This is a genomic window from Dactylosporangium maewongense (assembly GCF_039531485.1).
Lineage (GTDB): Bacteria > Actinomycetota > Actinomycetes > Mycobacteriales > Micromonosporaceae > Dactylosporangium > Dactylosporangium maewongense.
In genome coordinates, this window is sequence record NZ_BAAAQD010000014.1 from 66592 (window position 1) to 82356 (window position 15765).

The window sequence follows — 15765 nt, forward strand, 5'->3', positions numbered from 1 at the left end:
CGCGTCACCGCGAGCCGCCACCGAAGCCTCGGACGCAGGGAACCGGTCAGGGCGTGGCCGGGGCGCCTTCCTCGGCGCAGGTCTTGAGGTCCGTCTTGGACGACTTCTTCACCGAGCCGCCGGTGCCGCTGAAGTACGTGTAGAACGTCTTGCCGTCCGCGTTCTGGCCGCAGATACGGTACGTGCCGTCCTTGAAGTTGTGGAAATACAGCTTGTTGCCGGGCGACGCGTTGGCGGTCTGCTTCACGCCGGTCTTGGCGGCGGCGTCGAGGTACATGTCGATCCCGGCGCCCTCGGCCGCGCTCTGCACGTCGGCCGGGTACTCGTTGCCGTTCTCGGTGTAGAACTGCTCGGCGGCGCTGACCGCGGCGCGCACGTCGGACTCGGCGGACTTGTTCGCCGCGCCCTTGCGGTAGTTGAGGTACATGGGGACGGCGATCGCGACAAGGACGCCGATGATCACGACAACGACGAGGAGTTCGACGAGCGTGAATCCGCCGTCTCCGGCGGCACGCTTCTTCTGCATCCTGCGCAGCGTTTCCTTCATGGGTGAGCCTCCTGCTCCTGCATGGGGTGTGGTGGTGGTTGCGGCGAGGCTCCGCTGCCTGGCGCGCCGTTCGTTTTCGGTGGTTCTCGGGTGCTGTTCTCAGTTGCTCTGGATGTTCTGGTAGATCGAGAACATCGGCAGGTAGAGGCAGATGATCATCCCGCCGACCACGCCACCCATGACGAGCACCATGATCGGTTCGATGGACGCGGTGAGTGCGTCTGCCGCGCTGTCCACCTCTCGGTCGTAGAAATCGGCAACCTTCTCCAACATCTGACTGATTTGGCCGCTTTCTTCGCCGACTTCCACCATTTGCACGACCATCGATGGAAAAATCTTGTGGTTGCCGAGCTGCGAGGACATCGGCTGGCCCTCGCGCACCGCGTTCTGGAGATCGGCCATGGCGTTGCTGATCACAGCGTTTCCGGTGGTGGCGCCGACCACATCCAGGGCCTGCAGCACCGGCACGCCGACGCCGAGCAGGGTGCCGAGATTGCGCGAGAAACGGCTCAGCGCGATCTTCGTGAACAGCGGCCCGAAGACCGGCAGCTTCAGCTTGATCTTGTCCACCCGCAGCCGTACCGCCGGGTTCACCGCCATCATCTTCCGTAGCGTCACCGTGACCACGATGAACACGGCGATGATGAGCGGGCCCAGCCAGAAGAGCGTGTGACTGGCGTTCACGATGATCTTCGTGGGGAGCGGGAGCTCGCCGCCGAGCTGTTTGAACATCTTCTCGAAGATCGGCACGATGAAGATGAGCACCGCGCTGATCATCACGACGGTGAAGAGGAGCACGATCACGGGGTACGTGAGCGCGCTCTTGATCTTCCCGCGCAGCTGGGCGTCCTTCTCGAAGTTCGTGGCGATGCGGTCCAGGGCGCTGTCGAGGAAGCCGCCGGTCTCGCCGGCCCGGATCATCGCCACCATCAGCGTCGGGAAGACCTTCGGGTGCTTGCCGAGCGCGCCGGACAGCGACATGCCGCCCTCGATGTCGAGCCGGACCTCGCCGACGGCCTTCTTCAGCGACGGCTTCTGCGCCTGCTCCTCCAGCACCGACAGGGAGCGCAGCAGCGACATGCCGGACTGCGTCATCGTCGCGAACTGCCGGGAGAACACCGACAGGTCCTTGAGCGTCGTCCGGTCGCCGAGCCCGGGGATGGTGATGTCGCGCTTCATCAGCGTGTCGGCGCTGGTGATGGCGAGCGGCGTCAGGCCCTGCTGGCGCAGCAGCTGCGCGGCGGCGAGCTCGTTGGACGCCTCGATCTTGCCCTTGGCGCGTTTCCCGTCGTGGTCGATCGACTGGTAGTCGTACGTCTTCGTCGCTGTCATGACGACTCACATCACATCCGGCCGGCGAGACGGCGGAACTCCTCCGCCGAGTGGCACATCTCCAGCGCCGTCTCGTACGTGACGAGCTGCTGGCGGACCCGCTCGGCCAGGTGCTGGTCGAACGAGAGCATCCCGTCGTTGCCGCTGGACTGCATGAACGACGGGATCTGGTGGTTCTTGCCCTCGCGGATCAGGTTCCGGATCGCCGGCGTGGCGAACATGATCTCCGCGACGATCGTGCGGCCCTGCCCGTCGGCGCGCGGCGCGAGGGCTTGCGTGACGACGCCCTGCAGCGCGTTGGACATCTGCGCCCGCACCTGCTGCTGCTGGTGCGGCGGGAAGATGTCGATGACCCGGTCGACGGTCTGCGCCGCGCTCTGCGTGTGCAGCGTCGCCAGGACCAGGTGGCCGGTCTCGGCCGCGGTCAGCGCCGTCGACGTCGTCTCCAGGTCGCGCAGCTCGCCGACGAGGATGATGTCGGGGTCCTGGCGCAGCGCGTGCTTCAGCGCCATCGAGAACGACGTCGTGTCCGCGCCCACCTCCCGCTGGTTCACCAGGCAGCGCTTGTGTTCGTGCAGGAACTCGATCGGGTCCTCGATCGTCACGATGTGCGAGGAGCGGGTGCGGTTCGCCAGGTCCAGGATCGCGGCCAGGGTCGTCGTCTTGCCCGAGCCGGTCGGTCCGGTCACCAGCACCAGCCCGCGGTGCAGGTGCGCGAACCGGGCCACCTGCTCCGGCACGCCGAGCTGGTCGAGGGGCTTGATGTTGTGCGGGATCGCCCGGAACGCCGCACCGAACGAGCCGCGCTGCGCGTACAGGTTGACCCGGAAGCGCGACACGCCCTCGATCGCGTAGGCGAAGTCCAGCTCCTGGATCTGCTCGAAGTGCTTCCACTGGCTCTCGTTGAGCACGGCGGCGCGGACCAGCATCTCCGTGTCGGCGGGCGTGAGGTCGTCGTAGCCCGGCAGGTACCGCAGCCCGCCGTTGATCCGCACCGTCGGCGGCGCCCCGACGGTCAGGTGCAGGTCGGAGCCGCCGACGCGGACGAGCGACACCAGCATCGCGTCGAGCGAGGCGCGCTCGTCGCTGGTCACCATGGTCTCCACACGCGGCCCATCGGCAGTGCCCCGGCTGTGTTGAGGGTTACACGGCGACCCGGACCACCTCCGGGATCGAGGTCTGCCCCTCCGCGGCCTTCGCCAGGCCGTCGAGGCGCAGGTCGATGAGCCCCTCCTGGCGGGCGACGGCCTGGATCTCGTGCGCCGAGGCCCGGTCGATCGCCAGCTTCTCGATCTCCGCGGAGACCGGCATGACCTCGTGCAGCGCGATCCGGCCCCGGTAGCCGGTGTTGGCGCACGAGCGGCACCCGACAGGTCGCCACAGCGTGCTGGGGGCGCCGAGGATCTCGTACGGCCACCGCGCGCTGACCAGTTCCGCCTCGTTCGGCTCGTACTCGGTGCGGCACCAGTCGCACAGCCGGCGCGCGAGCCGCTGCGCGAGCACGCAGTCGACCGACGAGCCGACCAGGAACGGCTCGATGCCCATCTCGACGAGCCGGGTGACCGCGCTCGGCGCGTCGTTGGTGTGCAGGGTCGACAGCACCAGGTGGCCGGTGAGCGCCGCCTCGACCGCCAGCTGCGCGGTGGTGCGGTCCCGGATCTCGCCGATGAGCACCACGTCGGGGTCGGAGCGCAGGATCGCGGGCAGCACCGCCGCGAACGTCAGGCCCGCCTTGTGGTCCACCTGCACCTGGTTGACGCCGGGCAGCCGGTACTCGACCGGGTCCTCCACGGTGATGATGTTGACCGTCGGCTTGCTGATCTCGGCGAGGGTCGCGTAGAGCGTCGTCGACTTGCCCGAGCCGGTCGGGCCGGTGACCAGCAGCATGCCGTGCGGCTTGTGGTAGGACGCCGCGAAGCGCTCCGCGTTGGCCTTGCTGAAGCCGAGCTTCGCCAGCTTCAGGTCCATGCCGCTGGTGTCCAGGACGCGCAGCACGATCTTCTCGCCCCACACCGTCGGCAGCGTCGCGGTCCGCAGGTCGACCGCCCGCTGGTTGATCTCGACGGTGATCCGGCCGTTCTGCGGTACGCGCCGCTCGGTGATGTCGACGTTCGACATGATCTTCAACCGGGAGATCAGCGCCGACTGGACGTGCTTGGGCACGGTGTCGACCTCGTGCAGGACGCCGTCGATGCGGTACCGCACCCGCATGTTGTGCTCGCCGGGCTCCAGGTGCAGGTCGGACGCGCGGTTCACGATCGCCTGTTCGAGCAGCGAGTTGACGTACCGGACGATCGGCGCGTCCTCGTTGAGCGTCGTCAGGGCCGAGACGGCCGGCGTCGACTCCGCCCGCAGGCTCTCCGCGACGTCGCCGAGGTCGTTCTCCTCCCGCTTCAACCGGTCGATGATCTTGCGCAGCTCGGAGCGGGCCACCACGACCGGGCGGACCGTGAGGCCCGTCGCGGCGCGGACGTCATCCAGCGCCAGGACGTCACCCGGGTCGGTGATGCCGACGGTGATTTCGAGATCGTTGAGGGCGATGCCGAGAACCCGGTGCTTCAGGACGAGCGCCATCGGGATCTTCGTGATCGCCGCCGGATCGATCGGGTAACCGACCAGGTCCAGCGTCTGGATCCCGTACGCATCGGCGGACGCCTCGGTGAGCTGATCCTCGGTGACGATGTGGTCGTTGATGAGCACGGCGCGGATCGACCGCCCCGTGCGCTCCGCCTCCTCCGCCGCCCGGTCGACCGCCTGCGGATCCGCTCCACGTTCCTTCAGCGCGTCCAGCAACGGACTGAACGTCTGGTACATCTCACCCCCGGGTCCTCAACGGCATCATCGGCACCGATCCGGGTGACTTTCGGGATTCACCCCCGCCGGATGGTCGGTGCGCGTTGACGCGCCGCGTCCCCGTCATGAGGATGCTTCGCTGTGTCGGTTGCCGTCGTCGAAGATCCGTTGCCCGGCAAAATCAGTGTGTGGCGCGCGAGATGGGTCCTGATGCGCTACGGACGCCCCCCAGGGGCCCCACCGGAGGGAGTCGCCGCGACCGGAACGCTGTTGGCCCTGGTCACCGAGGTCGCCGCCCGGGTCGGGGTGGCCGCCCCCGACGCGGTCCTGCTCACCGGCCACGGCGTCGTCCGCGCCTGGGCCAGCCGCCGCCGGCGGGTCCTGCTGGTCGGGCTGCCGCTGCTGTACTGCCTGACCATCGACGAGATCCGCGCGCTGGTCGCGCACGAGCTCGCCGTCGTCGACCACCGCCGCGCCCACCTCGTCGCGCGCCTGCGGGACCTGTACGAGGAGGCCGCCGACCCGTCGCGTGTCGAGCTGCCCCCGCGGGCGGCGGCGGTGCTGCGCGCCACCCGCGAGTTCGCCACCGCCCTGGAGCGCAAGGCCGACCAGGCCGCCAGCAGTGCCTCCGGGCTGCACACCGCGGCCCGTGCGGTCGTGAAGGCCGACCTGGCCGAGTTCGAGTTCGCCGACCTCGCCTTCGACCTGGAGGAGCAGGTGTGGCAGCACGCGTCGGCGGCGATCCAGGACGTCCATGACGGCTGGCGTGCCGCGATCCGCGTCGGCGCGATCCTCGCGTCCGTCGACGACGACACCCGGACGACCCTGATGAACCGGCACCCGAACCTCGCCGGCGCCATCGCGCCGCTGACCGCCGCACACCTGGCGCTGCGGGCCGCGGACCTCGTGCCCCTCGACCCGCTCCCGGCCGCCGACGAGCGCGCCCTGGCCCGGCACGTCCTGCGCCGCTCGCCGGCGGAGTGGACCACGTTCGCCGCGGTGCCGGCCACCGCCTGGCCCGGCTGGGTCGTCCGGCAGGCGCGCGCCGTGCACGACCAGGTCGCCACCCTGCTGGGCCGTCCGGCGAACGGCGACGCTGAGGTCGTCGAGGTGCTGCTGACCCGCCTCGACGAGCTGGTCGCCGCGAACTGGCCGGCGCAGCCCGAACCCCCGACCGAGCCCGAGGACCTCGACGCGACCCCGTCCGTGGTCGTGGTGATGGAGGCGGCGCTCACCTCCCGCGGCTGGCGCCGCGTCCACCCCGCCACGCCCGGCGTCCTGGCCTCGGAGTCGGGCATGGAGTGCAATCTGCACGAGCTGGCGGTCTCGCCGACCGCCCTGCCAGAGCTCCTGGCGCTGCTGTCCAGCTAGCGTTTTCCTGGCTTTCCTGGCTTCACTGGCGCGCTTCGGGTTTCACTGGCGTGCTTCGGGTTTGCTGTGGCGAGCTTCGCGTTGCAGTTCGCGTTCAGTGGCGCAGTTCGGTGCGCCAGGTGTGTCGCGGGTCGTAGCCGAGGACCTCGCGGGCCCGGTCGATGCAGAGCAGCGTCTCGAACTCGCCGAGCTCGCGGGTCAGCGGCACCTCCGGGAACACCTCGCGCATCAGCTCCGCCGACGACCGGTCCATGATCGTGTCGGCGGCGGCGATCACGTACGAGCTCGCGCCCTCGACCGGCGCGTCGAGCGCGAGCCGGCAGGCGGCGGCCACGTCGCGCACGTCGACGTACCCCCACAGGTTCCACTTCCGCGAGTGCGGGTCGCTCCAGTAGCCGGGGACGGCGGCATAGTCCTCGGGCGCGTGGACGTTGGACAGCCGCAGGCCGACGAACGGGATGCCGCTCCACCCGGAGATCTCCCGGGCCAGGGTCTCGCCGACGACCTTCGACAGCGCGTAGGTCGTCGTCGGGAACGGGTAGTGCTCCTCGTCGACCGGCGCGTAGCGCGGGGGAGTGTCGAACGGCAGGCCCAGCGTCGTCTCGCTGGAGGACCACACGACCCGGCCGACGCCGGCGTTCTGCGCGGCGTGGAACACGTTGAAGTTCATCGCCGAGTTGCGGTTGAACGTCACCGCCGGCGGATACATGCCCGGCGCCGGGATGTTGGCGAGGTGCACGACGGCGTCGGCGTCCTGCACGACCTCGACCGCCTGGCCGTAGTCGGTCAGGTCGGCGACCATCATGGGGGTGCCGAGCTCGCTGAGGTGGCCGGCCTTGCCGACGGCGTCGGTGGCGACGACGTGGTGGCCGTGGGCGAGCAGGTCGGCGACGACCGCCCGTCCGGTCTTGCCGTGTGCTCCGGTGACGACGATCCGTGCCATGCCTACGTTTCTACCGCAGGCCTCGATGCAGCAGTGCGGTGAGGGTGTCGATCGCCTCGTCGTCCGGCAGGCGCGGCTCGGGCGCGGTGAGGTGCGCGTAGGCGAACATCGCCAGCATCGCCCCCATCGCCTCGGCGACCACGGCGGGGCGGCCCGGCAGCTGGTGGCCGCGTGACGCGAGGAGCTCCAGGTGCTGCCGGAGGATCTCCGTGTCCTCGGCGAGGCGGGTGCGGGCCTGCCCGCTGAACGGCGCCTCCAGCATCGAGGACTGGAAGAGGGCGACCATCACCGGCAGGTGGGTCTTGAACGTGTGCCAGGCCGCGGCGACGTGGAAGCGCAGCTGCGCCTCGTCGGACAGGTCGTGGTCCGGGTCGTGGTCGGGGAGTGCCTCGCCGGCGGTGGCCTGCATGTCGGCCAGGAGCGCCCGCAGCAGCTCCTCCTTGCTCGCGAAGTGGTCGTAGAACGAGCCGACCGCCCGCCCGGCCTCGGCCGTGATGTCGCTGATCTTCGTGTTCAGGTAGCCACGGGTGGCGAAGAGCTGCCGGGCCGCCTCCTTGAGGGCGGCGGAGGTCTGGGCCGCCTTCTCCCTGCGCGTAGCCATCGCGACCTCCCCTCTTGACGGTCGACCGTAGCAGTCGGTAAAACTGAATCGTAGTTCACCGAATGAAGATTCAGTTTTGGAGGCGGGCATGGAGGCCATGGTCATCGGGGGCGGGGTCGCGGGGCCGGTCGCGGCGATCGCGCTGCGACGGATCGGGTGGGACGTGACGGTGCACGAGGCATACGCGGACCCGGCGGGCGACGTCGGGTCGTTCGTCAGCCTCGGCGACAACGGGCTGCGGGCCCTCGACGCGATCGGTTGCCGGGACGCGGTAGCCGCCCGCGGCACGCGGCTGCCGCTGCTACGGCTGCGCAGTGGCCGCGGCAAGCTGCTCGGCGAGGCCGCCCGCGGACGGGTGACGCTCATGCGCGGGCACCTGGTCGAGACGCTGCGCGCCCTGGCCCTGGAGTCGGGCGCGCGGATCGTCACCGGCCGCCGGCTGACCGGCGTCGGCCACGGGCGCACGGCCGTGTTCGCCGACGGCACCACCGCGACCGCCGACCTCATCGTCGGCGCCGACGGCATCCACTCACGGCTGCGGACCGTCATCGACCCGGCCGCACCCGCCGCGCACTACGCGGGCCTGTGGACGGCCGGCGGCCGCTCACCACACCCGGTCGACCCCGACGCGTTCACGATCACGTTCGGCGCGAGGGCGACGATGGTGTGTGCCCCGACCCCCGCCGGCACCCTGTGGGCGGCGCAGGTCCCCTCGCCCGCACCACCCACCGGCCCGCTGGACCACGCCGCGCTGGCGGCTCTGTTCGACGCCGACCACGGCCCGGCGGCCACCCTGGTCCGCACCACCGACCACTGGCACCCCCGCACCGTGATGCAGGCGTTGCCGGCCGGCGTACCACGCTGGCACCGCGACGGCATGGTCGTCCTCGGCGACGCGGCCCACCCGATGGGCGCCGGCCAGGGCGCCAACCTTGCCGTCGAGGACGCGGTCGTCCTCGCCCGCTGCCTACGCGACACCCCCGACATGGACACGGCCCTCACCCACTACGAAACCCTGCGCCGCCCCCGGACCACCCAGATGCTGAAGTTCGCCGGCGCCAACCGCGACGCAAAGATCTCCGGCCCCGTCACCGCCCGCATCCGCGACCTGACAATGCCCTTCTTCTTTCGCCGATTCGCAGCGAAGTCCAGCGCCTGGATGCACGACTACGACGTCGAATGGAACAAGGCCAGCACCCTGCCCCCGTCGTCAACCTGACGCCAGCCGCCCGCTCCCACAGAAGTCCGACGCGTGGATGCACGGTTGCGCCATCGAGCGGACCGCGGTCAGTGCCGCAGTTTCGGTTTCGGATCCGGCGTGACGCGGGGCGGGTGCGGCGTTGAGTGGAAGCGGCCAACACCTCGGCTTCGGCGTTGACGTGGCGGCGGACCGATGCCGGTGGCTTCTCGACGGCTCCTGTTCCGGCGGTTGCGGAGATGAGCGGCGCGTTGGCGCACGGTGCGGTGTCGAGTCGGACGCGGTCAGTGCCGCGGTGTCGGTGTTGATGCGGGGCGGGTGCGGCGTTGGCAGGAGGGCCGTCAGCGTCGCCACTCCGGTGTTTGACGTGTTGGTGGACCGGCGCCGGCGGCTTCTCGGCCGGCTTCCGTTCTGGCGGTTTGCGGTGGTGGGCGGCGCGTGGATGACGGTTGCGGTGTCGAGTGGACTGCGGTCAGCGCTCCGGCGTCGGCGTCGACGTGACAGCGGTCGGGTGCGGTGTTGAGTGGAATGCCGTCAGCGTCGCGGCTTTGGTGGCGACATGACGGTGGATCGGCGCCGGTGGCTTCTCGGCGGGCTTCCATTCTGGTGGTTCGCGGCGATGGCTGCGTGTTGGTGCACGGGTGCGGTGTTCGGTCCGTGCCGTGGGTGCGGTGTCGGCGTGACGCGGGGTAGGGGCGGTGTCGACTGAGACGTGGTCAGCGTTTGGTTTCGGCGTTGACAAGACGGCGGATCGGCGCTGGCGGCTTCTGTCCCGGTGGTTTGCGTGATGGGCGGCGCGTGGATGGGTGACGGCGTCGTCGAGTGGGACACGGTCAGCGCTGTGGTTCGGTGGCGACGTGACGGCGGGCGGGTGCGGTGCTGGGTGGAATGCCTTCAGCGTCGCGGCGTCGGTGTTGACGTGTCGGTGGAGCGGTGCTGGCGGCTTCTGTTCTGGTGGTTTGCGGTGATGGGCGGTGCGTTGATGCATGGGTGCAGTGTTCGGTCCGTGCCGTGGGTTCGGTGTCGGTGTGGCGCCAGGATGGGGCGGTGTTGGGTGGAATGCCGGCAGCGTCGTGGCTTCGGCGTTGACGTGTCGGTGGATCGGCGCTGGCGGCTTCCGCTTCGGTGGTTTGCGGGGATGGGGGCCGTGGGACGTGTGACGACGGTGTTGAGTGGAGCGCGGTCAGGGGCTCGGCTTCAGTGTTGACGTGGCGGGGGACCGGTGCTGGCGGCTTCCCGCGCGGCACCCGTCTCGGCCGTTGCGGTGATGGGCAACGCGTGGGTGTGTGTGGCGGCGGTGTTGAGTGGGACGTGGTCAGGGCCTTGGCTTTGGTGGCGGCGTGGTGCGGGGTGGGGGCGGTGTTGTGTGGAAGGCGGTCAGGGCCTCGGCTTCGGTGTCGACCTGGCGGCGGACCGATGCCGGTAGCTTGTCGAACGGCTCCCACGACACGACGCCGGTCTTGCTCACCGTCCAGGTGCCGGCGACCTGGCCGTCGACGAGGAACGTGCCGATCGACTGGGGCATCCGCACGTGGAACACCTTGGTGCGGTGCTCCTCCGGCAGGATCAGAGTCCGCCGGGCGTGCGCGAGCAGCGTCGCGTCGTAGGTGGGCAGGAACCGCACCGGCGCCGGTGTCTCCGGGTCCGGCAGCGGCTGGTCGGGCAGGTCGACGAGCTCCCGTCCGCGCTCGTCACGGAACCGGCGCAGCTCCATCGTCGCCAGGACCTTGGCGACGTCGGTGACGCTCAGGCCGGCCCAGTCGGCGATCTCGGAGCGGTGCGCCGGGCCGAACCCGCCGAGATACCGGCGCACCAGCAGCTCCCGGGCTGCTTCGACGGTGATCTCGGGCGGGCTGACCCAGCCCTCCGCTAAGCCGAACAGGTCCGCGCGGCGGCGGGCCCAGGTGCCGGTCGGGGGCACGCGGACCATGTCGAGATGCATGCCGACGCCGCCGCGGACCTCCGGGCCGTAGAGCTGGTCGATCTCGGCCCGCTTGACCGGCCGCTCCCGCAGGAGCTCGCGCAGGCTCTGCGCGGCCTCGGTGAGCTCCGCGGGGCCGACGCTGTTGCGGGTGACGCGGTGATACCAGTCGCGCCGGGCATCCCGGATCGCGATCAGGAACGGCCAGAAGTCGGCCCGTGAGACGAGGTGGATGGTGGCGCGCAGGATGGTCGCCTGGACGACCTCGCGGGCCTCCAGGAGCCGGGTCAGCGACTCGCGCTCGAAGCCTTCGATCCGGGTCCACAGCCCGATGTACATGGACGGGGCATACTGCGCCTGGAGCCCAGCCATCGTCTCCAGGACGGTGGGGGCGTCAGCTCGTACACGAGACGCCAACGACTGCCGGGCCAGCAAAGCGCGGTTGAGGTGTCGCCACGTCAGTGTCCGTTCCATGCAGACACTCAAGCACAGGGGTATGACAAGAATCAGGCGACGTTGCGCAGGGCGGCCTTGACGAGCTCCATGGTGCGGTCGTAGCTCATGCCCTGCTCGCGCAGGAGCCGGCCGCCGGTGCCGCGCTCCTCGCGCAGGATGCCGAGCAGGAGGTGCTCGGTGCCGATGTAGTTGTGCTTCATGGACAGCGCGACCCGCAGCGACAGCTCCAGCGCCTTCTTCGCGTCGTTGCCGAAGCGGTTGGGCAGCTTGCTGCGCCGGAACAGGAAGCCGCCGCGCCGGGGCAGCTCGGCCTGCTCGAGGGCGCCGGGGCCGAACGTCTGCTCGACGCTGCTGCGGACCGCATCGAGGTCGATGCCGATCGAGCGCAGCGCGGCCGCGTCGTCGGTGCCGGTGAGGGTGGCGACGAACCCTTCGCGTTCCACGGCGCACGCCTGCAGCACGTCGGCGGCGATCCCGCCGGTGGTGAACATGGCGAGGACCAGGTGCTCCGTGCCGACCGTCCGGTGGCCGAGCGCGTTGGCCTCCTCGTGCGCGTTCTGGACCGCGGTGCGGGCGCGCTGGGTGAACCGTTCGAACATCACTGTGCTCCTGTCTCTTGTACCGGTGTCACTGCCCGGCTCGCGTGCTTCTTGTGGACCGCCTGGCGCGTCACGTCGAGGGCGTCCGCGATCTCCTGCCACGACCAGCCTTGCCGGCGGGCGTTGTCGACCTGGAGCACCTCGAGCGCGTCGGCGAGGCGGCGCAGCGCCACCGCCGCCCGCAGCCCGACTCTGGGATCGGGGCTGGCCGCGGCGTCGGCGAGATCGCCTGCTTCCGTCATGTGTCAACCGTAGTTGACAGCTTCGGTGCGTGTCAACCACGGTTGACAACTACGCTCCTGGCATGGACGCGCTGCCGGTCATCGACATCTCCGACCTGGACTCCGCCGCCCGCGGCATCGAGACGGCCTGCCGCGACAACGGCTTCTTCTACGTCACCGGGCACGGCGTGCCGTCGTCGCTGACCGACCGGCTCGACGCGGCGGCGCGGACGTTCTTCGACCTGCCGCTGCCCGCCAAGATGGAGATCGCGATGGCCCACGGCGGCCGGGCGTGGCGCGGGTTCTTCCCCGTCGGCGCCGAGCTGACCTCCGGCGTCCCGGACCGCAAGGAAGGGCTCTACTTCGGCACCGAGCTCGGCCCCGACGCCCCGCAGGTCCGCGCCGGGCTGCCGCTGCACGGCGCGAACCTCTTCCCGGAGCAGGTGCCCGACCTGCGTCCGGCGGTGCTGTCGTACGTCACGCGAATGACCACGGTCGCGCAGACCGTGCTGCGAGGCGTCGCGCTGAGCCTCGGGCTGCCGGCCGGGTACTTCGCGGAGTCGTACACCGCCGACCCCACCGTCCTGTTCCGGATCTTCCACTACCCGCCGTCCCCGCCGGACAGCGACGAGTGGGGAGTCGGCGAGCACACCGACTACGGGCTGCTGACGCTGCTGCTGCAGGACGGCAACGGCGGCCTCCAGGTGCGCACGCCCGACGGCTGGCTCGACGCCCCGCCGATCCCCGGCACGTTCGTGTGCAACATCGGCGACATGCTCGACCGGATGACCGGCGGGTGGTACCGCTCGACACCCCACCGGGTCCGCAACGTCAGTGGCAACGAACGGCTGTCGTTCCCCTTCTTCTTCGATCCCGACTTCACCCAGCAGGTGCCGCCGCTGCCGAGCTCCGGCGGCTCCGAGGGTGGCCCGCGCTGGGACGGGCAGGATTTGCGGGCATTCACCGGGACGTACGGCGAGTATCTGGTAGCAAAGGTGGGCAAGGTGTTTCCAGAGCTGTTCGCGGATACCCGTCACCAGGGGGTACCCCGCATCGGTTAGACCCTTGCAAGCTTGTAAACGCAGGTCAGAGGGCTGGCACGATGACGGGAGCAAACCTGTTCACGGTGTACCTACCGTTTGAGTCACCACACCGCAACAGGAGGCCCCCGATGACCACCCCGACGCCGACCACGACCCGCAAGCTCACCAACCTCGACAGCGAGCAGGGCATGCTCGTGTTCCTCGCCGCGCTCGTGCTGCTCAGCGTGATCGGCGTGTTCGTCGTCGGCGGCTGACCGGGTTCCTGTCTTTTCGTAGAAACCGCAATCAGCGGGGCCCTTCATTCCGTCATGGGGGTATGACCTCCGACGCCTCGCTCGAACAGGAGCTGCGGGACGTGTTCCAACGCCACGAGCATCTCGCCGACGACCCGGCCTTCTTGCTGCGGCGTTCCCGCAAGGATCCGTGGTGGGCGCGCTCGCTGGTGGTGGCGGGCGCGCTCATGATGATCGTCGCGGGCGGCGCGTTCGTGGCGAAGGACGCCGTGATCGGCTACGCCACGAGCAACGTCAAGCAGGAGGACCTGATCGTCTCGGCCGCCGAGCAGCAGGGCCGCCACGTCACGATCAGCGGTGAGAAGAACATCCTGCTCATGGGCATCGACCCCCGCCCCGGCCAGGACGAGTCCGAGGCGATCCGCTCCGACTCGATCATCATCCTGCACATCCCGGCCTCGCACGACTCCGCCTACCTGGTCTCGATCCCGCGCGACACCTGGGTGAAGATCCCCAAGTTCGACAACGGCAAGCATTCGTACGCCGGCGGCCACGACAAGATCAATGGCGCCTTCGCCATCGGTGGCCTCGACACCACGGGCAAGGAGCAGCGCAAGTTCGGCGTCACTCTCCTCGCCAACACGATCAAGGAGAACTGGGGCGTCACCTTCGACGCCGCCGCCATCATCGACTTCACCGGCTTCCAGAACGTCGTCAAAGTCCTTGGCGGCGTCGACATGTACGTCGATCAGGAGGTCAAGTCGGTCCACATCGGTCACGACGCCAAGGGCGAGACCAAGGTCCCCTACCTCCAGCGCGACAACGGCACCGGCGGCACCACCCTCATCCCGATCTCCGGTGTCACCCCGCAGACGTACCACGTCGGCTTCCAGCACCTGGAGCCCTGGCAGGCGCTCGACTACGTCCGCCAGCGCGAGACCCTCCCGAACAGCGACTACGACCGCCAGCGGCACCAGCAGCAGTTCATCAAGGCCCTGTTCAAGCAGATCCTCAGCAAGGACGTCCTCACCGACCCCGTGAAACTCAAGAAGATCCTGGACGTCATCGGCCAGTCCATGACCATCGACTCCGGCGGCATCGGCCTCGACGACTGGATCTTCGCCATGAAGGGCATCACCGGCGACAACCTGCTGACCATCAAGACGAACAACGGCACCTTCTTCTCGTCCCCGCAGAACCCGGCCGCCGAAGCCCTGGACCCCACCACCCTCGCCCTGCTCGACGCGATCCGCACCAACACCGTCCAGGACTTCATGTCCCAGCACACCGCCCTGATCTCCAGCTGACCGTCCTGCCGCCCCACCACTGACGCGGCGGGTCCCGGCGGGAATCGCGCGTGCGCACCGCAGCCGGTGGCCGGCCTTGCGGGTGCGGGCCGTTCACGGAAACCAGCACCCACGGACGGCGCCCGGGCCCGGGCTCATGATCAAAGGACGGATCCGGCGACGCCGACGGCCAGAACCGTCCTTTGATCAAGCTGGGTCCGCGAAGACCGGCATCCGGAGCGCGACGCCCCGTCCGCCCGGCGGCTTGACAACCGAAGCGTGGCGATGGCGGAGCTCGGGGCGGAACACGGACCAGATGCGGCCTCAACTGCGGAGTTGGTGCTGCATGGCAGGTGTACGCCTCTGCCGCACAGATGGCGGGCGAGCGCGGACGGCTCCTCCCGGAGGACGGCGGTCGAGCGAAGTTGGTGATCCGGTCGAGAGATGCAGCACTGACCTTGGGGCGGGCTGCGGCTCGATGCGCGAGGTGGCACCGGGGGAGTGGCTGCGTGGCGGACGGGGCCAGATCGCGGTGGTGGCGGTGTCACCTTCCGTCCCGGACTGGCTGCCGACGACGCCGGCCGAGGAGATAGCCCTCCCGAGGGCGCGGGCGGGCTGCCGGGGACAAGAGAGCGAGAGCGGCCGGAGGGTCGGACGTGGTGATGGCCGCTGCGGGCTTGCTGGGTGGCTGCCGACGATGCGGGCGGTAGCTGGCAGCACCTGAGGGAACACGGGCGACCAGGAAGCGGGACCGTGATGGCGGTGGCTGTCTGTTCGTTGAAGCGGTTGCAGAAGGCTGCCGACGGTGGGCGGCATGGGTGAAGCCGGCAGGGTGTCGAGGCCTCGTCGCTGCCATCGAGCCGGCGGGGTGTCAGGGGAGCCGGGGTTTGCCAGGTAGTGAGGGGCGGGCGGGGTTCGTGGCGGTGGAGGTCAGGTCGTGGTGGCGACGGAGCGAGTGGTGGAGTGGCCGCCGAACGATGCTGGGGGACGTGGCGGTGGCGCCGGGCAGGGTGTTGAGGGCGTAGCTGGTGTCGATCGCGTGGTGCGTCAGGTCTCCGAGGAGAGCGGGTGGCCTCCATGGCGGTGGCGTTACCGCCCTTGCCGGAGTGGTGCCGGGCGTGGGCGGGCTGGGTGAAGGCGGGCGGGGTCGAGGCCTGCCATCGAGCAGGGCGGGTTCAGTGGAGCGGGCCCCTGTGGGACCGGGCGGGGGTTCGTGTCGGA

The 15765-nt window shown here is 69.8% G+C and carries 14 protein-coding genes; 5 read left to right on the forward strand and 9 right to left on the reverse strand.

Translation table 11 applies throughout. The features are described from left to right. Positions 1–46: 46 nt before the first annotated feature. The 4 genes from ABD332_RS32170 to ABD332_RS32185 form a co-directional block, all read right to left on the reverse strand. Positions 47–547 (reverse strand): prepilin-type N-terminal cleavage/methylation domain-containing protein, encoded by a 501-nt coding sequence (locus tag ABD332_RS32170; RefSeq protein WP_344506098.1) that lies wholly within the window; start codon positions 545–547, stop codon positions 47–49. Between the two features lie 99 nt (positions 548–646). Beyond that, positions 647–1726 carry a type II secretion system F family protein gene (locus ABD332_RS32175; RefSeq protein WP_344506099.1) on the reverse strand — a complete coding sequence of 360 codons (1080 nt, stop codon included), beginning with the start codon at positions 1724–1726 and terminating at the stop codon, positions 647–649. Positions 1727–1890: 164 nt separating this feature from the next. Continuing rightward, positions 1891–2976 (reverse strand): type IV pilus twitching motility protein PilT, encoded by a 1086-nt coding sequence (locus ABD332_RS32180; protein ID WP_344506336.1) that lies wholly within the window; start codon positions 2974–2976, stop codon positions 1891–1893. Positions 2977–3022: 46 nt separating this feature from the next. Next, positions 3023–4693, reverse strand: a complete 1671-nt coding sequence (locus tag ABD332_RS32185; RefSeq protein ID WP_344506100.1) for a GspE/PulE family protein — start codon at positions 4691–4693, stop codon at positions 3023–3025. Between the two features lie 189 nt (positions 4694–4882). On the opposite strand from ABD332_RS32185, the gene ABD332_RS32190 reads away from it, so the two are divergent. Then, the gene (locus ABD332_RS32190; protein WP_344506101.1) at positions 4883–6043 is read left to right on the forward strand and encodes a hypothetical protein; all 1161 of its coding nucleotides are present in this window, start codon (positions 4883–4885) and stop codon (positions 6041–6043) included. 94 nt (positions 6044–6137) lie between these two features. Here the strand turns inward: ABD332_RS32190 and ABD332_RS32195 are convergent, their stop codons facing one another. Together ABD332_RS32195 and ABD332_RS32200 are read right to left on the reverse strand one after the other, a co-directional pair. Continuing rightward, complete coding sequence (locus ABD332_RS32195) at positions 6138–6986, reverse strand: NAD-dependent epimerase/dehydratase family protein (protein WP_344506102.1); 849 nt, start codon at positions 6984–6986, stop codon at positions 6138–6140. Between the two features lie 10 nt (positions 6987–6996). Beyond that, entirely contained in the window at positions 6997–7587 is a 591-nt protein-coding gene (locus ABD332_RS32200; RefSeq protein WP_344506103.1) for a TetR/AcrR family transcriptional regulator, read from the reverse strand. A gap of 88 nt (positions 7588–7675) precedes the next feature. Between ABD332_RS32200 and ABD332_RS32205 the strand changes: the two genes are divergently transcribed. After that, positions 7676–8806 carry an FAD-dependent oxidoreductase gene (locus ABD332_RS32205; protein WP_344506104.1) on the forward strand — a complete coding sequence of 377 codons (1131 nt, stop codon included), beginning with the start codon at positions 7676–7678 and terminating at the stop codon, positions 8804–8806. A 1294-nt stretch (positions 8807–10100) separates the two neighbouring features. On the opposite strand, the gene ABD332_RS32210 is transcribed toward ABD332_RS32205, so the two are convergent. The 3 genes from ABD332_RS32210 to ABD332_RS32220 form a co-directional block, all read right to left on the reverse strand. Then, positions 10101–11078, reverse strand: a complete 978-nt coding sequence (locus tag ABD332_RS32210) for a winged helix DNA-binding domain-containing protein (protein WP_344506105.1) — start codon at positions 11076–11078, stop codon at positions 10101–10103. A 134-nt stretch (positions 11079–11212) separates the two neighbouring features. Beyond that, positions 11213–11761, reverse strand: coding sequence for a Clp protease N-terminal domain-containing protein (locus ABD332_RS32215; protein ID WP_344506106.1), 549 nt, complete (start codon positions 11759–11761; stop codon positions 11213–11215). Further along, a complete protein-coding gene (locus ABD332_RS32220) occupies positions 11761–12003 on the reverse strand; it encodes a helix-turn-helix domain-containing protein (RefSeq protein WP_344506107.1) in 243 nt (80 codons plus the stop codon). The genes ABD332_RS32215 and ABD332_RS32220 overlap by 1 nt, the downstream gene beginning before the upstream one ends. Positions 12004–12065: 62 nt before the next feature. On the opposite strand from ABD332_RS32220, the gene ABD332_RS32225 reads away from it, so the two are divergent. The 3 genes from ABD332_RS32225 to ABD332_RS32235 all read left to right on the forward strand — a co-directional run bounded on the left by ABD332_RS32225 (position 12066) and on the right by ABD332_RS32235 (position 14565). Further along, positions 12066–13043 carry an isopenicillin N synthase family dioxygenase gene (locus tag ABD332_RS32225; protein ID WP_344506108.1) on the forward strand — a complete coding sequence of 326 codons (978 nt, stop codon included), beginning with the start codon at positions 12066–12068 and terminating at the stop codon, positions 13041–13043. A 110-nt stretch (positions 13044–13153) separates the two neighbouring features. Further along, positions 13154–13279, forward strand: coding sequence for a hypothetical protein (locus ABD332_RS32230; RefSeq protein WP_344506109.1), 126 nt, complete (start codon positions 13154–13156; stop codon positions 13277–13279). A 62-nt stretch (positions 13280–13341) separates the two neighbouring features. Next, complete coding sequence (locus ABD332_RS32235; protein WP_344506110.1) at positions 13342–14565, forward strand: LCP family protein; 1224 nt, start codon at positions 13342–13344, stop codon at positions 14563–14565. The last annotated feature ends 1200 nt before the right edge of the window (positions 14566–15765 follow it).